The following is a 22,468-nucleotide window of genomic DNA, read 5'->3' as shown; positions in this document are numbered from 1 at the left end:
TTAGCGACGTGATTTAAAAGATACATCAGCTTTACGTGGACGATAGATCCAACCTAAAACCAGCAGTAATACCGCAAATCCTAAAATTGGATAATCACCTAAACGGTTATAGAGAGTTTGGCCTTGCATGGCTGGTAAATCACCTCTCAAGACAAACTCTTTATCAATTGGTGCTTGTTCAGTGATATGACCATTTTGATCGATAAACGCTGTTACGCCTGTGTTGGTTGCACGAATAAACCAGCGCCCATTTTCTTTTGCACGCATCTGTACCATTTGTAAATGTTGCCATGGGCCAGCTGTTCCGGTAAACCAAGCATCGTTAGATACAGTTACCAAAAAGTCGCTGTCTTCTGCATTACGGCGTGTCAGGTTCGGGTAAGCCACTTCATAACAAATTGCAGCCGCAAGTGCGTGCCCTTTAATTAAAAGCGGTTTCTGGTTGCTCTCACCACGTGTAAAACCGCTCATGCTAATATCATTTTGCATAGCAGGTAAAACCCATGACAGTAAACCTGACAATGGAATATATTCGCCAAACGGTACAAGACGCTGCTTTTTATAGAGACCGCTTGAGTCGCTACCAGAAGCCATAATACTGTTGTAATACTGAGGACTACCAACTTGATGTGATTTCGCGACATCCCAATAAGGAATGCCGGTTACCCACGCAGTATGGTTCTTTTTCGCCTGCGCATCCATTGCATCCAAAAACGGTTCAATGTCGGTTTGGAAGAGTGGAATTGAAGACTCAGGCCATACAATGAGGTCACGGCCCCATTCAGATTGAGTCAAACCAGCATAAATTTCTAATGTTCTAACTTGATATTCGGTTAGCCATTTTAAATCTTGTGGAATGTTACCTTGAATGAGCGAAACGCTCAGTGGTTTAGCCGCTTTAGGTTGTACAAACTGAATATATGATGCTCCCCATGCACCTAAAACTAATAGGGCAGAAGGAATAACCCAGAAAATACGCTTACGTAGAACTTCGACTAAAGCACACGCTAGTACAATTGCCACGAAGGAAATTGCATAAATACCAAATAGCGGCGCATAACCATCGAGTAGGCGTTCGGTAAAAGCGTAACCTACAAATAGCCACGGGAAACCCGTAAATACCCAAGTTTTAGCCCACTCAAAAACAATCCAGAGAGGTGCGAAAGTCAGGGGTGTTTCTGGGAAGAAACGTCGATAAACCCAAGTTTGAAATGCTGTAAATAAGCCCATCACAAGAGCCATAACAGCAATCATACATACGCTTAGAAACGCATTGGTATCGCCGTATACATGGATAGATGTATAGAGCCAGAAAGCCCCTACAAACCATAAACCAAAACCATAACTCCAGCCAATCGCAAATGCTTGTTTGGCTGAGCGTTTATGCAATGTCGCATAGAGTAGGGCCGGAGACAAAATTGCCAGCCACCACCAATAATAAGGTGCCAGTGCAAAACTGAACACGGCACCTGAAAATAAAGCAATGAGCAATGGAAAAATTAAAGGAAGCTGTTTTTGTTGTTGCGAAGAATCTAACAGCTTTTCAAAGTATGCTCTCATTGACGTACAGCTCGAATCAGATGAATAGTGCGGGCATCTGCTTCAACAATCGTAAATAACCACTTTCCAAGTTCAACAGTCTGACCTTGTAAATCACTGACTAAACCAATTTCTTGAAGCAATAAACCGCCGACAGTTTCTACTTCATCGTCAGAAAAATCAGCATCTAATACAGTGTTGAAGTGTTCAATTGGTGTAAGTGCCTGCACCATCCATGCATTCGCTACAGTATGGTCGCTGTCTGGAACAATGTACTGTGCATCTTCATCAGCAGTATCATGTTCATCTTCAATTTCACCCACGATCTCTTCAAGAATATCTTCAAGCGTCACAAGCCCAGCCGTTGAACCATATTCATCAATGACAATCGCGATATGGGTTTGGGTATGTTTGAGCATACGAAGAACTTGATCTGAACGTGCGCTTTCAGGCACAAATAATGGCTGGCGCATAAGCGAGCCAATATCTAATTTGGTATTTGGTTCAGTCAAAAATGGCAATAAATCTTTTGCCAATAAAATACCGACAACATTATCGGGTTGGTCAGCTGAGAAAACTGGAAAACGTGAGTGAGCAGACTCAACCAATACGTGAAGAATATCAAGTAACTGATCATCTTCTTGCATACTGATCATTGCTGTTCGCGGCGTCATGACTTCACGAATTTTTGTAGCAGGAAGGTCAAGAACACCTTCAAGCATGGCAACAGTATCAGGTTCTAAAAAACGACGTGAATTTTGGACTAGTTTTAATAATTCATCTCGGGTTTCTGGCGCTGTACCTAACCACTTTCGTAAGCCTCGCATTCCCCACGACGGACTCGGTTCCTCTTGCATGATCTTTCCTAAAGACTCAATGTATCAAATGAATACATTGATCATACCGAAGAAAAGGCCCTTATGCATCTATAAAACAAAGTAAAAGACAAAACACATATTGTTATGTAAACACCAGTTACAGTTCATAAGTCAGTGATCGATTTATGCTAAAATGTGAAAATTCTATTTGTTCGAGTTAGTTATGTCAGAACAACCTATTTCACCTACTGTACAACTCAATACACGTGGTTTACGTTGTCCAGAACCTGTCATGATGTTGCATCAAGCTATTCGTAAATCTAAGTCTGGAGATGTGGTTGAGGTCTTTGCAACAGACAATTCGACTTCGTGGGATATTCCTAAATTTTGTATGCATTTAGGTCATGAGTTGCTTTTGCAAGAAGAACGCTTAGATGAAAATGGTCATAAAGAATTTCATTACTTGGTGAAAAAGGGCTAAAGCAAATATTTAAAGCTTTAGCTCCATATTCTTGAATCTAATAAAAAATAAAACAGTGAATACACTTTATTTCAGGACTTAAAGATGAAAAGTTCTCATCTGTGCTTAGGGGTTGCTGTTTGCGCCTTATTTAGTTCAATCGCATATGCAAAAACCTGTGAAATTCCTGTACAAACTATGAATGTCGCAGGTTTAAAGGTTGGGCAAAATATTCGTGAGTTTCAAAAGCTTCATCCTACAGTAAAACAAGTGGTGTTAGGAGGAGATAGTTACCATTTAGAGTTTGCCGATGGGGTGGATGCCCAGATCAAAAAAACAGGCGTCACTGGAATTGGTCATATTGCTTATGATCTAGATACCGGAATGATCACTTCCTTTAGTTTGAGTTTTCTTGATGGCCCTATGGCAAGTTATGAGACGGACTTAGATCTTTTTAAAAGTAGAATTCTTAACAAATTTAAGGTTCCCCAAAAAGGTTGGGTGCAAAAGGATAATAAATATATCTATCAATGTGATGATTATCGAATTGAGATTCATCAGGACTATGGTGCTGCACATACAGCCATTGGGCCAACCGTTATGGTATTTGGTAAAAAATCGAAGATATTCTAATAAAAAAAACTCCCCTCACTTGAGGGGAGTTTTTTTAAGGAATTACATATTTGGATAGTTTGGACCACCGCCGCCTTCAGGCGTTACCCATGTGATGTTTTGAGATGGGTCTTTAATGTCACAAGTCTTACAGTGAACACAGTTTGCTGCGTTAATCTGGAAGCGTTTAGAACCATCATCATTTTCCATGATTTCATAAACACCAGCAGGACAGTAGCGCTGTGCAGGCTCATCCCATTTTGGTAAGTTTACGTTCACTGGAATTGAAGGATCAGTAAGCTTCAAGTGAGCTGGCTGGTTTTCTTCATGTACAGTGTTTGAGATAAACACCGAAGACAAACGGTCAAATGTAAGCTTGCCATCTGGTTTTGGATAGTTTGGCTTAAAGCTAGTTGCATCAACAGTTTTCAATACAGCAAAGTCTTGCTTCAAGTCGTGTAAAGTGAATGGCACTTTAAAGACGTTTTGGTCGATAAAGTTAAATGCACCACCAATCCATTGACCAAATTTATGCATTGCAGGGCCAAAGTTACGAGAGTTATAAAGCTCTTCTTTTAACCAGCTGTTGTTAAATTTGTCAGTGTATGAAGTTAATTCTTTAACGAATAAATCTTCGCCTTCAGTAACGCGAGCAATCGCAAGGTCACCGCCTTTTTCTACACCAGCAGCAATCGCTTCAAATACAGCTTCACCACATAACATGCCTGATTTCATGGCTGTGTGTGAGCCTTTGATTTTTGCAAAGTTTAAGAAACCTGCATCATCACCAATTAAGCAACCACCTGGGAAAGTCAATTTAGGCAATGAGTTGAAGCCGCCTTTCACTACAGCACGTGCGCCGTAAGAAATACGCTTACCACCTTCTAAATATTGTTTAATGAGCGGATGAGTTTTCCAGCGCTGCATTTCCATAAATGGATACATGTGTGGATTTTCATAAGACAAGTCCACGATCATACCCAAAGTCACTTGGTTGTTTTCAGCGTGGTATAACCACCAACCACCAGAAGAACCAGTTTCAGCCAATGGCCAACCAGCACCGTGCATCACTAAGCCCGGCTTATGTTTTGCTGGGTCAATTTCCCAAAGTTCTTTAATCCCGATACCGTAGTGCTGAGGGTCAGCATCTTTATCAAGATTGTATTTTGCAATCAGGCGTTTACCTAAGTGACCACGGCAACCTTCAGCAAAGAGGGTGTATTTAGCGTGAAGCTCATAACCCGGAGTAAAGTTATGCGTTGGCTCGCCATCTTTACCAATACCCATGTCGCCAGTTTGAATACCTTTTACAGTACCATCTTCATGGTAAAGCACTTCAGATGCAGCAAAGCCAGGGAAGATAGAAACTTCTAATTCTTCAGCTTTTTGACCTAACCAACGAACCACGTTACCTAGTGAAATAACATAGTTACCGTCATTGTGCATGGTTTTAGGAACCATCCAGTGAGGTGCTTCTTTAGACGTAGTTTCTGAAAGTAAGAAGAATGTTTTGTCTTCAGTTACAGGTACGTTAAGAGGCGCGCCTTCTTCTTTCCAGTTCGGGAAAAGTTCATTAATAGCACGTGGTTCAAGTACAGCACCAGATAAGATATGCGCACCTACTTCAGAGCCTTTTTCAACTACACAAACTGAAAGATCGGGTAAGTTATTCTCAATCGCTAATTGACGGATCTTAATCGCAGCAGATAGACCTGCAGGTCCTGCACCTACGATGACAACGTCAAACTCCATCGATTCGCGTTCGATGTGTTCCATGTAGGACTCCTCAATACTTAAAGGTGGCAACCGTAATGTCAGATCATCCGGTGCTGCCGTGAGTTTTAATCCATAGGCGCAAATATGCTATTGTGCCTTTTATCGTTTTGGCTAGTATAGTTTTAAACCATGATCTAGCCAATTGGCTGAGTCGTCATATTTTCTCGTCAGCAAGGCATAAACTATGGTAAATCAAAATAATTCCCCATCGGATATGGGAAAAATACCGTTATCTGATGATAAAAACTTAATGAACATTGCACAATACTTAAAAGATGTACAGCAAAGTCACAAAAGGTCAATCCCACCTTTAGAGCAATGGCATCCAAAGCATTGCGGTAAAATGGATTTAACGGTTAAAGCCAATGGAGAGTGGTGGCACGAAGGTCAATTAATCAAGCGCCAAGCCCTATTGGATTTGTTTACCAAAGTCCTATGGAAAGAAGAGGGTAAATTCTACCTGAAAACCCCTGTAGAACAAATTGAAATCGAAGTTGAAGATGAACCTTTATTGGTCAATCAGGTGGATCAGGTCGAAATTTCAGGTGATCAGTTTTTACAACTGACGACGACTAATCAAGATGTGATTTTGGTTGATGTAGAACATCCGATTTTTATGCGGGAATATGCAGGCGAATTACGCCCTTATGTGCATGTCCGATTTGGTATTAATGCGCTTATTCAACGCCAAGCTTTCTATCACCTCGTGAACTACGGAACACTGGTCGAAAATGATAAAGGTGAAACCATTTTGCAGTTAAAAAGTGGTAATTTGCACTTGCAATTAGGCACTTGAGGTTTAAGCTTTATAGAGTGAAATTTTCCGACACTCTCTAGTACTGCCATGACAGCCATACAGCCTTTATTTACTGAATTAGAATCTATGCCTAAAGCATCAGCAGATGCCCCAATTGGTATTTTTGATTCGGGAATTGGTGGAATGTCGGTTGCAGCAGAAATTGCCAGATATTTGCCAAACGAACGTATTGTCTATTATGCCGATACGGCCTATGTTCCTTATGGCCCGCGTTCTGATGAAGAAATTAGAGAGCTTACCGCTCGCGCTGTCGATTGGTTATACCGCCAAGGTTGTAAAATTGCGGTTGTGGCATGTAATACTGCCTCAGCATTTAGTCTTGACCATTTACGTGAACATTATGGCGAGCACTTTCCAATTGTTGGTTTAGTACCAGCATTAAAACCTGCCGTATTACAAACCCGTTCTAAAGTAGTTGCAGTATTGGCAACGCCTGCTACTTTTCGTGGGCAACTTATTAAAGATGTTGTGGAAAAATTTGCTGTTCCAGCGGGTGTTAAAGTCATAACTTTAACCAATTTGGAACTTGTTCCTTGTGTCGAAGCAGGGCAGCAAATGAGTCCTGTTTGTTTGAATGCATTAAAAGAGGTTTTACAGCCTGCAGCCGATCAAGGGGCTGACTATTTAGTGCTCGGTTGTACGCATTATCCGTTCTTAAATGAAGCAATTCATCATCTTTTTGATAACCAATTCACACTGGTTGATTCGGGATTGGCAGTTGCCCGACAAACAGCCCGTATTTTAATAAAAAATGAGTTATTATGTGACCAAATACGTCAGAATGTTGCACGTATTGAATGTTATGTAAGTGGTAATAATGCCGATGCATTGCAACCTGTTTTACAGAATATGATTCCACAAGAATTGACATGGACGCTGCACAATCTGAGTTGAGCTCTGTTGTAGGCATTCAGAAGAAAGCGTTTTTTATATTTATTTTTTCTTATTTGGGGCGGTTCATAGTCTTGGCTTATTTAGGCCATATTAAGATTATGGGGCGATAAGGGTATTGTTATGCTCGATACACGCTATCAGATTTTTATTTCAACGTCAGGTCGCGAGATGCAACCTGAACGTATGGTTCTCTCTCAAACATTAGTCAGTATGGGTTTCTTTGCTTGGGGTTTAGAGTATAGAAGTCCTTTAACTACAACACTTGCCCGTCGGCAAATTGACGAATCGGATTATGTTGTTTTACTGTTAGGTAGTCAGTATGGTGAGCAATCCATTTCTGGTGCTAGCTACTTTGCTTTAGAGTATGAATATGCCTTAAGTCGAGCTAAACCTATTGTGGTATTTATGCATGAACAACCTGAAAGCAGGGATATGCATTTACAAGAGGCTCATCCGCAGCTTAAAGAAAAATTTCTCGCATTTAGAAAAAAACTATTACATGAAGCTCACCACGTATTTTATTTTAAAAGCCCACGTGATTTAGAGCTAGCTGTCCGTTTAAATATACCTTTAATGGTCGAACAACATGTGGGGCAGGGCTGGGTTCCTGCACGTCAAGCGCATCAGTTAGAAGATGAAATTAATCGGTTAAAAAGTAAAGTTTTACAGTTAGAACAACAACTCACAGAGTCATCAACTCAAACCAATGAAGTGGCTCCGCAAGATGTTTTTGCGTTTGAATATCAGATTCAAGCTTTTCAAGATGGTAACTTTAAGGAGCTGAAGCGCCAGAGACAAATGACTTGGTCACAACTTTTAAGTATTTTGGCTAAACATTTTGAGACAGCCATGCCAGAAGAAAACTTTGGAACTTGTCTTAATGAGTATCTCAATCATGCGGGACTAGAGGATGCCCGTCAGGAGCTACCAAGAGCACATGCGGTGGCTGGTGCACAGATTAATCATAAGGCGCTATTCCGCATTAAAAATCAAATGCAATCACAAGGCTGGATTGTTCCAACCAAGACTGATCAACAACATAACTTATGGAAGGTGACGACAAAAGCGCAAAAGCTCTTGCTGAGTTATAAATGGAACCATCGGGTGACTCGATTAAAAGCTTAGAGCAATTCAATTTAGATATGACCATGAAAACTGTTACATTAGTGTCATAAGATGAACTGAAAGGCATTTGCGCATGTCGTTTGAACAAAAACCGAAAGTTACTGTCATTTTAGCGAATTTAGGCACACCGGATGAGGCAACTGTCCCAGCGGTGCGCCGTTTTTTAAAGCAGTTTTTATCTGATCCACGTGTGATTGAAATTCCAAAATTCATTTGGTGGATTATTTTGAATCTGTTTGTTTTGCCTTTTCGTCCAAAAAGAGTAGCGCATGCCTATGCTTCGGTATGGTCTACCGATTCGCCAATGCGTGAAATTGTGTTTGAGCAAACAAAACGTGTGCAGGCTTATTTAGAGCGTGAAAATAAACAGTTTGATTTAACTGTATTACCCGCTATGACTTATGGTAATCCGGGTATTGATACAGTTTTAGAAAAACTAGCAGCTCATCCACAAGAGCATGTCATTTTATTGCCTTTATTTCCTCAGTATTCTGCGACATCTACAGCGCCGTTATACGATGCATTTGCTAAGTGGATTCCTACTCAGCGCAATTTGCCGGGTTTGACCATTATTAAAGACTACTACCAGCACCCCATGTTTATTCAAGCACTGGCAGAAAGTGTTTTAGCTTATCAAGCACAGCATGGTAAGCCTGAAAAACTATTGATGTCATTTCATGGTATTCCACAGCCTTATGCAGACAAAGGTGATCCTTATGCAGACCGTTGTCGCATTACTGCAAAGTTAGTCGCTGAAGCTTTGCATTTGAAAGCTGATGAATGGGCGATTAGTTTCCAGTCACGTTTTGGAAAACAAGAATGGGTGAAGCCTTATACTGACCAGCTTTTAGAAGATTGGGCTAAGCAGGGCGTTAAGTCAGTTCAGGTTTTAAGTCCTGCTTTTTCTGCTGACTGTTTAGAAACGCTTGAAGAGTTAGCGATTCAAAATGCTGAACTATTTCAACAAGCAGGTGGCGGAAGCTATGCTTACATTCCTGCTTTAAACAGTGATCAGGCTCATATTGATTTGCTTGCAGGTTTAGTTCAGGCTAATCTTGATGCCCTTACCCATACCTTAGCCCACCGTTAATTGCGTTTTAGCCAGAGGTTCTTATGCTGCAAGTCAAAATTGTTCCAGTTACTGCTTTTGCTCAAAATTGTTCTTTAGTTTGGGACAGTGAAACAAAAGAAGCAGTTTTGATTGATGCAGGCGGTGACGCTGCTGTTTTGAAGAAAGAAGTAGAAGCCTTAGGTTTAAAAGTAAAGGCGTTATGGCTGACTCATGGGCATTTAGATCACGCAGGGGCAGTGGGTGAACTCGCACAAGAATGGAGTGTTCCTGTTGTTGGTCCGCATAAAGAAGATCAGTTCTGGTTAGATATGATTCAGGAAATTTCAGCACGTTATGGCTTTCCAATTCCACAGCCAGTAAAAGTTGATCAATGGCTTGAAGGCGGTGAAGTGCTAAAGCTCGGTGAAGATGAGTTTGAGGTACGTTTTGCACCAGGACATACACCAGGGCATGTCATGTTCTATAACAAGAATCATGGCTTACTCTGGACTGGCGATGTCCTGTTTAAAGGCTCAATAGGAAGAACAGACTTTCCACGTGGTAACCATGAGCAACTCATTGAATCGATTCAACGTGAATGCTTTAGCTTGCCAGATCAAACCCAATTTATTTCAGGTCATGGTCCAATGAGTACCATTGGCTATGAAAAAAAATTTAACCCGTTTGTCGCAGGTAAAGCGGGTTAATCCTCATAATCATCTTCATGCTGACTACCCTTGTTTTGCTGAGGAGCATCTTGGGTAGGCAGTCTATATTCATCGTTTGCCCAAGCGCCTAAATCAATGAGTTTACAACGTTCAGAACAAAATGGACGAAATTCATTGCCTTCCCAAACACTTGGTTCACCACAACGTGGGCAGGGGAATGTACGTGGCATAAAGCGATATCCTCAAAGTGAAGAGAAATAGATTAGGCAAAAGTCAGGTGACTTGTTAGACTTGTGCCGATTTTTATTTAGTTTGATGTGATTATGCAGATTCGTCAATTTCAAGCACAACGTATGCAAGCGCCTCGTGATTTTACCCCAATTGAAAATACTCCAATTTGTGTAGAAATTGGGGCGGGCAAAGGTAAACATGCTTTGCTATTTAGTGGGCAAAATCCACAGCACACGTTATATGCGATTGAACGAACCCGAGAAAAATTCTTGGCAATGCAAAAGCAGCATAGTTTAGAACCAAGAGATAATTTGGTACCTGTACATGCAGATGCTTTACCTTGGGTGGTACATGCTTTACACCCTGCTCAAGTTGAACATTTCTTTATTCTTTATCCGAACCCAGAACCGCATAATCCGGCACAACGCTGGTTGAACATGCCATTTTTTGAGTTCCTGTTATCACGTCTGAAAACAGGCGGAACCATTACTTTGGCAAGTAATATTCCTGAATATATTGAAGAAGCTGAACAACAGTTATTAAATGTGTGGAAGCTGCCTTATCAAAAAGAAAAAATTGCGCAAACCTCTGCACGTACTCATTTTGAAATTAAATATTTAGAGCGTGGCGAGCTTTGTCAGCAGCTCATTATGGCCAAGCCTGAAGGTTATAAAACTCGATTTGATGAGTTTGCACCACTGCAAGGGCAAACATATGTCGAATAAGCGAGTTGCCATTATCGGTGCTGGTCCGGCTGGTTTAATGGCAGCTGAGGTACTGAGCCAGTATGCTTATGAAATTGATGTGTTTGAGCAAAAACCTTCGGCTGCGCGTAAGTTTTTGATGGCTGGTAAAACGGGTTTAAATATCTCGCATGCCGAACCATTAGCCCAGTTCATTGAACGTTATGACCATGCAGAATGGCTCAAACCGTGGGTTGAAAAATGGGATGCTATCTGGATTCAGAACTGGATGAAAAGTCTGGGAATAGACTCGTATGTAGGTAGTTCCGGTCGTATTTTCCCTGTTGAAATGAAAGCTGCTCCTTTACTTCGTGCTTGGTTAAAACGTTTAGCAGAACAGCAAGTTAAATTCTTTTATCGTCATCGTTGTATTAATTTACAAGGTACAACCGTGACTTTAGAAAACCAAAATAATCAAAGCACTGAAACTTTTACCCAGCAATACGATGCAGTCGTGTTGGCTTGCGGTGCAGTGTCGTGGTCACAATTAGGTAGTGATGGTGCATGGCAGCAATGGGTGGATCAATCCAGTATTGAACCTTTTCAAGCAAGTAATGCAGGAGTATTGCACACTTGGTCAGCTTTTATGGAAAGCTGTTTTGGTGAACCTTTAAAGCGTATCAATGCGTGGGTTGAGCCTAGCCAAGTTACTCATGGCGATATTGTGATTACTCACTATGGTTTAGAAAGTGGTGTCATTTATAAACTTGGACGTGCTTTAAGAGAACAACAAAAACAAGGGAAAAGCTTAAATCTATTTTTAGATTTATTGCCTGATGTAGAGCTTACGCAGTTAGTTAAAAAGTTACAGGCTAGCAAAAAACAATCGCTCACCAATATCTGGCGTAAAGCAGGCTTAGACACAGCTAAAATTAACTTAATTAGAGAAGTGGTTGATAAAGTACTATGGAGTCAACCAGAGACGATGGCGCAAAAAATTAAAGCACTTCAAATTAAGCTAGATGGCTTTAGACCTATTGAGGAAGCAATTAGCTGTGCTGGTGGTGTTAAGCAGAATGCATTAACTGAAAGCTTAGAGCTTAAACAAACCTCAGGTGTTTTTTGCTGTGGTGAAATGCTGGACTGGGATGCTCCTACAGGCGGCTATTTGCTTACAGCATGCTTTGCTACAGGGCGAGCGGCTGGTGAAGGTGCGCATTCATTCTTAGAGAAATAACGGCAAATTCGGTACTATGTTTGATATGTGAAAAGTGTTATTTTTGAGCGATCAATAATAATAGGATTTAAAAGAACATGTCTCAAGCATCACCAGTTTATCAAGGAAGTTGTTTATGTCAGGGTATTCGCTATGAAATTAAGGGCGATATCGGAGATATTATTCAGTGTCACTGCCAAAGATGCCGAAAATCCAATGGAACAGCATTTGCCACCAATGCTCCTGTTAAAAGTACAGATTTTAAAATTACCCAAGGTGAAGACCTCGTCAAAAAATTTGCTGTGAACGGTGTGTATCGCTGGTTTTGTAGCGAATGTGGTTCACCGCTTATTAGTTCGCGTGATGCCCAGCCTGAACTATATCGTGTAAGAATTGGGTCACTCGATACACCATTAGACCAAAAGCCGACAATGCATATTTTTGCTGCTTCAAAAGCAGAGTGGGAAAGCATTTGTGACGATTTACCGCAATACGATGAACGTCCATAATTTAAAAAGTATGTTTTAATCAAATTTTAGATGATTTAATATACTTAAAACGGGGAGATGGCATTCCTCCCTTGAAAAACCGCCGTATTGGCTAATGATGCCTACGTTACCCTCATGTATTTATATCGCTGGGTACGTAGGTTATTGCGTACTCTGCTTATTTTTGGAGTACGCCATGTCACTTTTCCCATCATTTTTATTTGCTCTTTTAGCATCTCACTAAAGGGGTGGTCTATGTATTATCCTTTACTTTCAATTGCTGTAGGTTCAGTGCTAGGGGCGTGGTTGCGTTGGTTTTTAGGTTTAAAACTCAACCCAATTTATCCGCAAATTCCACTGGGTACTGTCACTGTTAATTTAGTCGGTGGTTTTATTATTGGTTTTGCGATGGCTTATTTTGCTCATAGTGATTTAAGTCCGAACTATAAGCTTTTTGTAATCACAGGTTTTTGTGGTGCTTTAACTACATTCTCAACGTTCTCGATTGAGATTGTGACTTTATTACAAAGTGGTAAGTTGGGAATGGCGATGTTGGGGATCTCCATCCATTTAATTGGATCATTAATTTTTACGTGTTTGGGTTTGGCGACTTATCATTGGGTAGCGGGGCATTGAGTTTTTATATTTAAGAATTGACCATGATTTCAAGTTGTGAGAACTCATCGAAGTTGAGTGTTGGGTAGGATTTTCACGACGGAGTCTTATCGTTGAGTTATCTAATGGAAGCAGCTAATTAAGTTACTTTGGTTTTGCCCAAAGTAACCAAAGGCATCTGTCATTCGCAGAACCTGTTCACTGAATCCATTTATCTTATGCTTTGCAAAAACGATCTTTTATTGACACCACGCAGGCTGCGAATGACGTTATCGCGTATCAAATGTAAGGGGCTAATAAAATAATTAAGAAAAATAAGGCATTTACTATCGTGACAGACGGCATGGATGCCGTCGTTTCGCTGTGCTACATGGATGTAGCATCAGCGGGACAAAGGGTTTTGTCACTTTTGCCCTCAAAAGTGAGGCATTGCCTATTAATAGGCTTTAGAAAATCTCATAATTTGAGGCTGTGCTAAAAAATGATTAAGCTTTTTCAGTTAAAGCCTGACCTTCAAACTTCACACCATCCCAACCATTTTGCATAAACTGACGAATATTTTGATGATCAGTTCCTTCTGGTGTAGCCAATACAGATGCGTAGTGTTCTGCAAATAAACTTAAAGTTTGTGCTTGGTCTAACCCTTGTAACTTGGCAAAAGAGAAAACTTTTGCACTGCCTTGATTTTCAGTAGCAGCGTTTTGCTGTGCACCATTTTGAAAAGCTGTTGGAGTATGTTGGTAACGTGCTTCAATATGAGCTAAAACGTCTGAAAATTTTGCTGTGCCTGCTTGTAATTGGGCAAGTAACTCTTGTGCCATAATCTTAAACTTCCTATCAAATGGGGCTTAAGCATAGCATTGAATACATGCTTTGAAAGCTTGGCAATTATAAAAATTGAGGAGTTATTGAAAAAAATCAGAAGAGTTTTTAGACAACTTGTGGATAAGTTTTCTTTTATACACAGTTTAGAAATGATGAAAAAATACACATAAAAAAAGAAGCCTAAGTGGAGGAGATAGTCTTAGGCTTCCAATGTTTTAAGTGTATTGGTCAAATCTTAACGCAAGATTAACTCTTACGATTAAAGCGAGCGAAGCGTTTGTTAAAGCTTGCAACACGGCCTTCATTACTTGCTTGACGTACTTCACCTGTATAGAAAGGATGTGAAGCACTTGAAATATCAAGAGTCACATAAGGATAGACTTGTCCTTGATATTCTTTGGTTTGTTTAGACTGAAGAGTACTACCAATTAAGAAGTAGACGTCTGCATTGGTGTCATGAAATAACACTTGTTGGTAAGCAGGATGAATATCTTTACGCATGAGAGATTGTCCTAAATTATTTTTGATTAAAGAAATGTTATAACATAACATTAAATAAGTCAATGTAACCCTGAAGAGGCTACATTGGATCAGTTCATTGAATTAGTTAGAAGGTGGAACAAGTTCTTCAAATAAATCATTCAGGTTGTCATGTACTTTTAAGTGAATGAGGTTCCAGTAGTGTCCTGAAATGGTTCTATTGACCATTAAGGTATCTGGTGATGGCTTAAAGACATCCCAATATTTTAAAGACTTCTTCACAAGTAACATGCCATCATGATGAGATGAGTTCTCTGCAAAGTCATAGGTTGTGGTAAGCGGACGCAATAACACTTCAATCCAGAGCTTATAAAGGTCACTCGGAAATTTACCTTTCTCGTTCAAAGAGTGCAGGGCAAGTAATTCAGTTTCAATTAAGTCGATATCTTCATGGCGAGCCGCATTCACCAGTCGTTTAAAGCTATACACAATTTCATTGGAAAGTGTTTTAACACTGCCATAGTCATAAATAATCACACTGCCATCTTGGCGGAAGGCAAAGTTACCTGGGTGAGGGTCACAGTGAAAACGTTTTAAAAAGAACATTTCCTGACCTAAAGCACGGATTAGACGACGGCCAATTGTGTTTCGAGTTTCGATAGGCCAAGAACTCGCATTTTCAATACTGTCACCTTGTTCAAGACTTAAGGTCAAAATTCGTCTTGAAGAGTAATCTTTATAAACAGTCGGGATAATAATTTTGTCATCTAACTTGCTATGAAAAGTTTTAAAGACCTCAAGATTTTGAGCCTCAATTTCATAGTTAAGCTCTGCTGACAGACTATCTTGAATCTCTGCAAAAAGTTGATCTTGCAGCTTTTTATCAATTTTAAGTACACCCATTAAACGAAGTGCTAAACGTACTTGTTTTAAGTCACTTTCGCAGGCTTCATCAACACCGGGATATTGAACTTTAACCACAACTTGTTGGCCATTTGGCAAAACTGCTTTGTGAACTTGTCCAATTGATGCAGCAGCAAAAGGTTGCTCATCAAAAGATTTAAAGGCAACGTTGAGCGGTTTTCCAAGCTCACGTTCAACTTGTTGCTGAATCGCAGAAAAAGGCATAGCTGGAGCTTGGCGTTGTAACTTTGAAATTGCTTTAGCGACTTCAGGTGGGAAAATATCTTTATATTGCGATGCAATTTGCCCAACTTTCATGACAGCACCTTTCATTTCGCCTAAGGTGTCTGCAATCTGTAGACCGATATCTTGAAATAACTTAGTTTTTGCAGCCAGTTTCTGTTCTTCATCCGCAGTCAGGTTTCGAATCGAGTTAGAAACGGTTTTTGTTGCAATGCTCGCGGTCATTCCTGCAAGTTTCATAAATCGTTTGCCAGGTGAACTTGCATTCTTTGCCATATCTTCGATACCTCGTTGACTACAACATAATATTGTCTAGTTTTGATCATAGGTGACAAAACTTAAAAAGCCTATATGAAATTGTTTAGCGCATGTAAGAAAATTTTCGAAAAACAAAACGTTATTTTTAAAGTAAAAAATGTGAAAAGCTTTTCAAAATTCATTTCATAAACAAAGCTTTAATATCTATAAAGTCGCTGTTTTTTTAGTGCTAAGGTGAAGGACATGTTAAATAAGAAATAGAGACAATAAAAGTTATGACCAGTCTAAATTCGTCCTATGGGCGCTCTCAAGCGGTTCCTTTATCTGTGTTTGAGCAGTCGAAAGATGCACATATTATTCGTTCTGATGAAGAAGCAATTGAGATTGCCAAGCAACTTGCTCAAGAGTTTGCCCAAGAAGCATCTGATCGAGACAGAGAACGTCGTTTACCCTTAAATGAAATTCAACAGTTCTCACAAAGTGGCCTGTGGGCCATTACTGTGCCGAAGGAGTTTGGCGGTGCTCAAGTCAAGTATCGGACTTTAGCGGAAGTGATTAAAACAATTGCGAGTGTTGATCCATCTCTTGCTCAGCTTCCTCAAAACCATTTGGCCTTTATTGAACATTTAAGACTAGATGCGAAACCAGAGCAACAACAGTTCTTCTTTAATTTGGTGCTAAGAGGAATTCGTTTCGGTAATGCATTTTCGGAAAAACATAGTAAGACAGTCGCGGACCTCACGACTAAACTTCAAAAGACCGAACATGGTTATGAAATTAATGGCAAAAAATTCTTTGCAACGGGTGCCTTGCTTGCCCACTGGATTCCAATTGTTGCCGTAAATGAACAGGGGCAACCTTATGCTGCACTTGTGCCACGTGAAACATCTGGGGTCAATATTATTAATGACTGGTCTGGTTTTGGACAACGTACTACAGCGAGTGGCACGGTAGAACTAAATCAGGTGCCAGTACGTGAGGAATATTTAGTTCCGATTTACCAAGCATTTGAACGTCCAACACCAGCAGGTGCTATTTCTCAGTTTATTCAGGCTGCAGTCGATGCTGGTATTGCGCGTGGTGCAATTGAGGAAACAATTCAATACGTCAAAAATCACAGCCGTGCATGGATTGATTCAGGTCTGGAAAAAGCCAGTGATGACCCTTACACAATTGCAAATATTGGTGACTTAAAAATCAAACTACGTGCAGCAGAAGCGGTCCTTGACTTGGCTGGAGATGCAATTGATCAGGCCATTGCTGACACCACCGAAGAACATGTAAACCAAGCCACACTATTGGTTGCCGAGGCAAAGGTACTTACTACAGAAATTGCTATTTTGGCAGCCAATAAACTTTTTGAGTTATCGGGTACGCGTTCTACTTTATCTGAACTCAACCTTGACCGTCACTGGCGCAATGCCCGTACCCACACTTTGCATGACCCTGTGCGTTGGAAATATCACATTGTTGGTAACTATTATCTCAATGGAGTTCAGCCACCTCGTCATGCATGGAGCTAAATTGAAGAAAAAACAAAATTAGGAGAATAACGATGACAACAGCCCAAATTGAATTAGAAGAATTATCGGTAGGTGCCGATTATGAGAAGGTTGCAAACAGATTTCGTCCCGTTTTTGAAAAAATTGCGCAAGGTGCAATTCAACGGGAAAAAGAGCGAATTTTACCTTTCGAGCCGATTCAGTGGTTAAAAGAAGCCAAGTTGGGTGCTGTACGAGTACCCCGTAAATATGGTGGAGATGGGGTTTCATTACCTCAACTGTTTCAGCTTTTAGCAGAGTTAGCAGAAGCTGATTCCAATATTGTGCAAGCTTTACGAGGTCATTTTGCATTTGTTGAAGACCGTTTGGTTGCTCATAAAGAGCACTCACAAGAGGTCTGGTTTCAGCGCTTTGTACAAGGTGATTTAGTCGGAAATGCATGGACAGAAGTTGGAAATGTACAGATTGGTGATGTCGTGACACGAGTCACTAAAGACGCTTCGGGTAACTTGGTGGTGAATGGTGAAAAGTATTATTCAACTGGCAGTATTTTTGCAGACTGGATTGATTTGTTTGCTTACGATGAAGTGAATGACCGTCATGTGATTGCTGCTATTTACCGTCATGAAACAGGCGTGAGCGTGCTTGATGACTGGGATGGCTTTGGTCAAAAGACAACGGGCAGTGGTACTTTAAAAGTACATCAGGTTCATTTGCCAGCTTCACACCTCATTCCATTTGATCAACGTTTTAAGTATCAAACCGCTTTTTATCAGGTGGTGCACCTTGCAACATTAACGGGTATTGCGCGTGCCGCAGTTGAAACGTTTAGTCAGGAAATTCGTGAACGTAAACGTATTTTCAGTCATGGTAATGGTGACTTGGTTCGTCACGACCCACAAGTTTTACAAGTGGTGGGTAAGGCATCCGCTCAAGCGTATGCAAGTGAAGCAATTACCTTAAAAACCGCTGAGGCATTGCAAAAGGCCTATGAAAGTCATTTTGCCGAATCTGAAGTGAAAGAGCACCAGTTTAATGTAGATGCCGAGCTTGAGTCGGCACAAGGGCAGGTCGTAATTTCTAACTTAGTGCTTGATTTAACAAGTCAGTTATTTAATGCCTTGGGTGCATCGGCAAGTAGCCAAGTTAAACAACTTGACCGTTTCTGGCGTAATGCACGGACTGTGTCTTCACATAATCCGCTTATTTACAAAGAAAAAGTGATTGGAGATTGGGAAGTAAACCGGACAGATTTACCATTTGTTTGGCAAATTGGAGCAAGTCCGCGGGCAAAGTCTGCATAAAATAAAAAAGCCGATGTTTCATCGGCTTTTTTATTAGGTTTGACTTAATCGTTTGGTGTTTAAATAAAGCCGTGAGAGCAGTAAAACACAGGCAATGCTTAAGCCAATAATTAAACCTAACCACACGCCAGCTACGCCCCAATCGGTATAACGTGCTAAATAAAGCCCGATTGGAAAAGCAATCACCCAATATGCCATAAGCGTAATCCACATCGGTGCTTGGGTGTCTTGCATCCCTCTTAAACAGCCGGCAGCACTGACCTGTAGGGCATCCATCAACTGATAACCCATTGCAAACCAGAGTAAATACATAGCCACAGGTACAACGTTTATATCTTGAGTATAAACCGAGACAATTTGTTCACGGCCTAGGGCAATAAATGACATGGTTAATAGAGCAAAAAGTATTGCTGTGCTCAAACCAATCTTTTGCACTTGGTACATGGAAGCCCAGTTCTTTTCACCATAATAGGTTCCCACGCGAATGGTTAAGGCAATCGCAAGTGAAAGCGGAATCATAAACAGTACCGAAGTAACTGAAATTGCCACTTGATGCGCGGCAATAAACACTTCACCTAGTGGACTAAGGACCAATGCCCCTGTACTAAAAATACTCACTTCAAAAAACACAGCTAAACCAATTGGCAGACCAAGCTGTAAAATTCTTTTAACCCAAGTCAGGCTAATTTTATCGAATCTGCTAAAAATAGACGTGTTTCGATAAGCTGAAGCTTTATAAATATAGCCTGCTAATGTAATCAACATGAGCCATTGTAAAATGGATGTTGCAAAACCACAGCCTGCGCTACCCAAAGCAGGTATTGGTCCTAAGCCATGCATAAAGATCATGTTTAGAGGAATTAAAACCACTAAGGCCAATAAGCTAATGACCGTGACAGGGCGAGGGTGACCTAAAGCCTCTGAATAACCACGTAGCGCTGCGTACATGGTGACGGCTGGCATACCTAACCCAATGGCATGCAAGAATAAACTTGCTTTAGGTCGTAAGCTTTCTGGGACACCGAACACGTGCAAGAAAAACGGCATAAGCTGCAAAATGAGCATAGCCATTACACCTAAAATAATGGCAACCCATAATGACTGACGAACAATGACAGGAATTTGTTCTGTATTTCTAGCGCCTTTTGCCTCGGCAACTAATGGCGTAGTGGCAATCATGATCCCACTAAACAGAAGCATAATAGGAACCCATAAGCCTACACCCACTGCAATAGCAGCTAAGTCTGCTGCAGATAAATGCCCTGCCATAATGGTGTCAATTAATCCGAACCCTGCTTGAGCAAACTGCGTAATTAAAATAGGTAGCATTAAATGGAAGAGTTGTTTTAATTCAGTCCGAAACGACGTGACATTCGACACAAAAGGTACTCTTTATAAATATAAAAATAAAACTAGCGTTGCAAGGTGAGTAATACACCAACAAAGATGACCACTCCACCTAGAAACCGTTGCCATGTAACAGGTGTCTTTTCGGTACCTAACCAGCCAAAATGGTCAAGTAACATAGAAATGACCAATTGCCCAAAAACGACTAACCCTGTGAAGGTTAAAAAACCAAGCTTAGGTGCAGTATAAATGCTCATGCTAATTGCATAAACCCCAAGAAATCCTCCAGTCCACAGAAGCCATGGAATATTTGATATTTCACTTAAAGTAGGTTTCTCGGCACTTTGGAAGAACACCATAATGGCTAAAACAATAGTACCTATGAAAAATGATAATAATGCCGCTTGCAAAGGTGAGTGTAATTGCTCACGAAGCTGAGCATTAATTGCAGTTTGAAAAGCCATGGCAACACCGATTCCCATAGCTAAGGGTAAGATCAGGAAAAGTTGACTAGAGAATTTCATCATTTTTATCAATATTTAAGTATGTTTAAAAACAGTCTAAAGCAATTAAGGTATGTTTTCATAAGCCCATTGATGCAGTCATGTTAAAATAGAAATATTGTGTAAATTGGACCTTGTTCCTTGGCTGTATTAAATCCTGCTTCTGTTCCCTTATCTTTATATATCCACATGCCTTGGTGCGTGCGTAAATGTCCCTATTGTGACTTCAACTCACATGCCGTGCCTGATGGTGCGCTTTCGGCAGAACTCGAGCAAACTTATCTAAAAGCATTGGTAGCCGACTTTGAAACTCAAGTTGAGATGGCCCAAGGGCGTTCAATTCACAGTGTATTTATTGGTGGGGGAACGCCTTCACTCATTTCTGCCAAAGGTTATGCATGGCTATTTGAACAGCTTAAATCGCTACTTAACTTTGAAGATGACTGTGAAATTACTTTAGAAGCTAATCCGGGAACACTAGAACATGACCCGTTTGCAGGCTATTTAGAAGCAGGAATTAACCGTTTATCGATTGGTGTGCAGACTTTTAATGCTGATCATTTGCAAAAGCTTGGACGTATTCATTCAGCAAATAATGCTATGGATGCAATTGAGCAGGCACGACAAGCAGGCTTTAAGCGAGTTAATGTGGATTTGATGCATGGTCTGCCTGAGCAAACGTTAGAGCAAGCACTTTATGATTTAAAGATGGCTGTAGAGCATGGCGCGACACATATCAGTTGGTATCAACTTACTATTGAGCCAAATACCGTATTTTTCCGAACTCAGCCTGTTTTACCTTTAGATGAAGTGTTAGAAGATATTCAAGAGCAGGGCGAGGCTTATTTAAAAGCAAATGGCTTTATAAACTATGAAGTGTCAGCTTGGCGTAAAGAACAACCTTCAGCCCATAATTTAAATTACTGGGAGTTTGGTGATTACCTTGCGATTGGTGCAGGTGCACATGGCAAAGTAACACAGCCAGATGGGGTGTATCGTTTCCAAAAGACACGTTTGCCAAAAGACTACTTAGCTAAAGTTCCAGCCGAACATTTGCAAATGAAAAAGATTGAGGCAGATGAGCTACCTTTTGAGTTTATGATGAATGCTTTACGTCTAAATGATGGCGTAAAAGCTGAGCTATATGAGCAGCGCACAGGTTTAAGCCTAAATCACCTAAATGGGGTGCTCACTTCACTACGAGCTAGAAAGCTATTGGTAGAGGATGACGCTCGTTTAGCTTGTACTGAGCAGGGGCATATTTTCTTAAATTCGGTACTCGAAGAGTTCTTATAATCCAATAGTCCTAAAGAAAAAGCCGCACAATGAGATGCGGCTTTTTTAATTTTAGCGGGTGGTATAACCCCCATTTGCAAAAATGGTTTGACCCGTAATCCACCAGCCGTCGGTGACTAAGAAGCGAACTAGAGGTTCAATATCTTCAATTTTGGTGAGTCCACCTAAAGCTGAAGCTGATTTATGGTAAGCGACTGCTTCGGCAGACTCCTGACCATAAAAGAATGGTGTGTCCATTGGGCCTGGTGCAACCGCAGTCACAGAAATTTGGCGATCTCCAAATTCTTTTGATGCAGCGCGGGTGTAATGCTCAACAGGTGCTTTTAAACCTTCGTAGGTTGAATAGAGACCCGTGTAGGCTGCCAGAAGAGAGGTTACGATTGAACAGATTTTTCCGCCGTTATTTAAATGTCGACCCGCCGATTGAATAAAGAAATAAGCAATTTTTGAGTTGATATCGCTCATGCTATCAAACTCTTGTTCGGTGGTTTCTAAAAATGATTTCTTTAAAACTTTTCCAACTGTATTAATGGCAATATCAATTCCACCAAAATGCTGTTTGGTATCTACGAAAAGTTTTTCGATGTTATCGATATGAGTTAGGTCTGCCTGAATTAAAACAGCATCTACACCGAATGCTTTTACATCTGCGAGTGTTTGTTCGGCATCCGCTTGTGTCTCTGAACTATTGTAGTGAATTGCGATTTTTGCGCCTTGTTCTGCAAATTTACGGCTAATGAGTCCACCTAAGTTTTTTGCACCGCCAGTAATCAGTACAACTTTATCTTTAAGCGTATGAGTTGCCATGATGGTT

General features: G+C 40.6%; 24 protein-coding genes and 1 riboswitch. Of the genes, 14 read left to right on the top strand and 10 right to left on the bottom strand.

Annotated elements, in window-relative coordinates:
- Together lnt and ACH8JV_RS04020 are read right to left on the bottom strand one after the other, a co-directional pair.
- Positions 1-1,560, bottom strand: a complete 1,560-nt coding sequence (gene lnt / locus ACH8JV_RS04025; protein WP_396519837.1) for an apolipoprotein N-acyltransferase — start codon at positions 1,558-1,560, stop codon at positions 1-3.
- Positions 1,557-2,396 (bottom strand): HlyC/CorC family transporter, encoded by an 840-nt coding sequence (locus tag ACH8JV_RS04020; RefSeq protein WP_004883488.1) that lies wholly within the window; start codon positions 2,394-2,396, stop codon positions 1,557-1,559. Before ACH8JV_RS04020 ends, lnt begins: the two co-directional genes overlap by 4 nt.
- A gap of 184 nt (positions 2,397-2,580) precedes the next feature.
- On the opposite strand from ACH8JV_RS04020, the gene tusA reads away from it, so the two are divergent.
- On the top strand, positions 2,581-2,838 hold the full coding sequence (tusA, locus tag ACH8JV_RS04015; RefSeq protein WP_002053527.1) for a sulfurtransferase TusA: 258 nt from the start codon (positions 2,581-2,583) through the stop codon (positions 2,836-2,838).
- A gap of 84 nt (positions 2,839-2,922) precedes the next feature.
- On the top strand, positions 2,923-3,450 hold the full coding sequence (locus ACH8JV_RS04010; protein ID WP_396519835.1) for a hypothetical protein: 528 nt from the start codon (positions 2,923-2,925) through the stop codon (positions 3,448-3,450).
- Positions 3,451-3,492: 42 nt separating this feature from the next.
- Here ACH8JV_RS04010 and ACH8JV_RS04005 read toward each other — a convergent pair whose 3' ends face one another.
- Positions 3,493-5,205, bottom strand: coding sequence for an electron transfer flavoprotein-ubiquinone oxidoreductase (locus tag ACH8JV_RS04005; RefSeq protein ID WP_077169109.1), 1,713 nt, complete (start codon positions 5,203-5,205; stop codon positions 3,493-3,495).
- A 184-nt stretch (positions 5,206-5,389) separates the two neighbouring features.
- Here ACH8JV_RS04005 and ACH8JV_RS04000 point away from each other — a divergent pair, with 184 nt between their 5' ends.
- The 5 genes from ACH8JV_RS04000 (at position 5,390) to ACH8JV_RS03980 (ending at position 9,799) form a co-directional block, all read left to right on the top strand.
- Positions 5,390-6,001: a DUF1285 domain-containing protein gene (locus tag ACH8JV_RS04000; RefSeq protein ID WP_396519833.1), complete on the top strand. Its 612-nt coding sequence runs from the start codon at positions 5,390-5,392 to the stop codon at positions 5,999-6,001.
- A gap of 48 nt (positions 6,002-6,049) precedes the next feature.
- Entirely contained in the window at positions 6,050-6,916 is an 867-nt protein-coding gene (gene murI, locus ACH8JV_RS03995; protein ID WP_086495901.1) for a glutamate racemase, read from the top strand.
- Between the two features lie 120 nt (positions 6,917-7,036).
- Positions 7,037-8,041, top strand: coding sequence for a DUF4062 domain-containing protein (locus tag ACH8JV_RS03990; protein ID WP_086495902.1), 1,005 nt, complete (start codon positions 7,037-7,039; stop codon positions 8,039-8,041).
- Between the two features lie 73 nt (positions 8,042-8,114).
- A complete protein-coding gene (hemH, locus tag ACH8JV_RS03985) occupies positions 8,115-9,131 on the top strand; it encodes a ferrochelatase (RefSeq protein WP_343568532.1) in 1,017 nt (338 codons plus the stop codon).
- Positions 9,132-9,154: 23 nt separating this feature from the next.
- Positions 9,155-9,799, top strand: a complete 645-nt coding sequence (locus ACH8JV_RS03980) for an MBL fold metallo-hydrolase (protein WP_396519831.1) — start codon at positions 9,155-9,157, stop codon at positions 9,797-9,799.
- On the opposite strand, the gene ACH8JV_RS03975 is transcribed toward ACH8JV_RS03980, so the two are convergent.
- Positions 9,796-9,990, bottom strand: a complete 195-nt coding sequence (locus ACH8JV_RS03975) for a DNA gyrase inhibitor YacG (protein ID WP_004698974.1) — start codon at positions 9,988-9,990, stop codon at positions 9,796-9,798. The two genes, ACH8JV_RS03980 and ACH8JV_RS03975, sit on opposite strands and share 4 nt — an antisense overlap.
- 87 nt (positions 9,991-10,077) lie before the next feature.
- On the opposite strand from ACH8JV_RS03975, the gene ACH8JV_RS03970 reads away from it, so the two are divergent.
- The 4 genes from ACH8JV_RS03970 to crcB all read left to right on the top strand — a co-directional run bounded on the left by ACH8JV_RS03970 (position 10,078) and on the right by crcB (position 13,014).
- The gene (locus ACH8JV_RS03970; protein ID WP_396519829.1) at positions 10,078-10,716 is read left to right on the top strand and encodes an SAM-dependent methyltransferase; all 639 of its coding nucleotides are present in this window, start codon (positions 10,078-10,080) and stop codon (positions 10,714-10,716) included.
- Entirely contained in the window at positions 10,706-11,911 is a 1,206-nt protein-coding gene (locus tag ACH8JV_RS03965) for a TIGR03862 family flavoprotein (RefSeq protein ID WP_396519827.1), read from the top strand. The genes ACH8JV_RS03970 and ACH8JV_RS03965 overlap by 11 nt, the downstream gene beginning before the upstream one ends.
- 77 nt (positions 11,912-11,988) lie before the next feature.
- A complete protein-coding gene (locus ACH8JV_RS03960; RefSeq protein ID WP_000075988.1) occupies positions 11,989-12,399 on the top strand; it encodes a GFA family protein in 411 nt (136 codons plus the stop codon).
- Positions 12,400-12,443: 44 nt separating this feature from the next.
- A riboswitch (Fluoride riboswitch) is annotated at positions 12,444-12,510 on the top strand.
- Positions 12,511-12,633: 123 nt separating this feature from the next.
- On the top strand, positions 12,634-13,014 hold the full coding sequence (gene crcB, locus ACH8JV_RS03955; RefSeq protein WP_396519825.1) for a fluoride efflux transporter CrcB: 381 nt from the start codon (positions 12,634-12,636) through the stop codon (positions 13,012-13,014).
- A gap of 464 nt (positions 13,015-13,478) precedes the next feature.
- Here crcB and ACH8JV_RS03950 read toward each other — a convergent pair whose 3' ends face one another.
- The 3 genes from ACH8JV_RS03950 to ACH8JV_RS03940 form a co-directional block, all read right to left on the bottom strand.
- Complete coding sequence (locus tag ACH8JV_RS03950) at positions 13,479-13,814, bottom strand: HopJ type III effector protein (protein WP_119684834.1); 336 nt, start codon at positions 13,812-13,814, stop codon at positions 13,479-13,481.
- Positions 13,815-14,064: 250 nt separating this feature from the next.
- Positions 14,065-14,319 carry a type B 50S ribosomal protein L31 gene (locus tag ACH8JV_RS03945; protein ID WP_032027678.1) on the bottom strand — a complete coding sequence of 85 codons (255 nt, stop codon included), beginning with the start codon at positions 14,317-14,319 and terminating at the stop codon, positions 14,065-14,067.
- A gap of 102 nt (positions 14,320-14,421) precedes the next feature.
- The gene (locus ACH8JV_RS03940; protein ID WP_396519822.1) at positions 14,422-15,720 is read right to left on the bottom strand and encodes an ABC1 kinase family protein; all 1,299 of its coding nucleotides are present in this window, start codon (positions 15,718-15,720) and stop codon (positions 14,422-14,424) included.
- A gap of 257 nt (positions 15,721-15,977) precedes the next feature.
- Here ACH8JV_RS03940 and ACH8JV_RS03935 point away from each other — a divergent pair, with 257 nt between their 5' ends.
- Positions 15,978-17,225, top strand: a complete 1,248-nt coding sequence (locus ACH8JV_RS03935; RefSeq protein ID WP_396519820.1) for an SfnB family sulfur acquisition oxidoreductase — start codon at positions 15,978-15,980, stop codon at positions 17,223-17,225.
- 32 nt (positions 17,226-17,257) lie between these two features.
- The gene (locus tag ACH8JV_RS03930; RefSeq protein WP_396462743.1) at positions 17,258-18,508 is read left to right on the top strand and encodes an acyl-CoA dehydrogenase family protein; all 1,251 of its coding nucleotides are present in this window, start codon (positions 17,258-17,260) and stop codon (positions 18,506-18,508) included.
- Between the two features lie 33 nt (positions 18,509-18,541).
- On the opposite strand, the gene abeM is transcribed toward ACH8JV_RS03930, so the two are convergent.
- Positions 18,542-19,888 (bottom strand): multidrug efflux MATE transporter AbeM, encoded by a 1,347-nt coding sequence (gene abeM, locus ACH8JV_RS03925; protein ID WP_396519818.1) that lies wholly within the window; start codon positions 19,886-19,888, stop codon positions 18,542-18,544.
- 32 nt (positions 19,889-19,920) lie between these two features.
- Positions 19,921-20,382, bottom strand: a complete 462-nt coding sequence (locus tag ACH8JV_RS03920; RefSeq protein ID WP_064479811.1) for a DMT family transporter — start codon at positions 20,380-20,382, stop codon at positions 19,921-19,923.
- 117 nt (positions 20,383-20,499) lie between these two features.
- Between ACH8JV_RS03920 and hemW the strand changes: the two genes are divergently transcribed.
- The gene (gene hemW / locus ACH8JV_RS03915; protein WP_396519816.1) at positions 20,500-21,654 is read left to right on the top strand and encodes a radical SAM family heme chaperone HemW; all 1,155 of its coding nucleotides are present in this window, start codon (positions 20,500-20,502) and stop codon (positions 21,652-21,654) included.
- A gap of 51 nt (positions 21,655-21,705) precedes the next feature.
- Here hemW and ACH8JV_RS03910 read toward each other — a convergent pair whose 3' ends face one another.
- A complete protein-coding gene (locus ACH8JV_RS03910; protein ID WP_396519814.1) occupies positions 21,706-22,461 on the bottom strand; it encodes an SDR family oxidoreductase in 756 nt (251 codons plus the stop codon).
- Positions 22,462-22,468: the final 7 nt, after the last annotated feature.

It is taken from the genome of Acinetobacter sp. ABJ_C5_2 (assembly GCF_044538485.1).
In the GTDB taxonomy this organism is placed as follows: Bacteria; Pseudomonadota; Gammaproteobacteria; order Pseudomonadales; family Moraxellaceae; genus Acinetobacter; species Acinetobacter nosocomialis_A.
The sequence above is the reverse complement of the archived record's forward strand: the minus strand, read 5'-3'. Positions and strand labels throughout refer to the sequence as shown.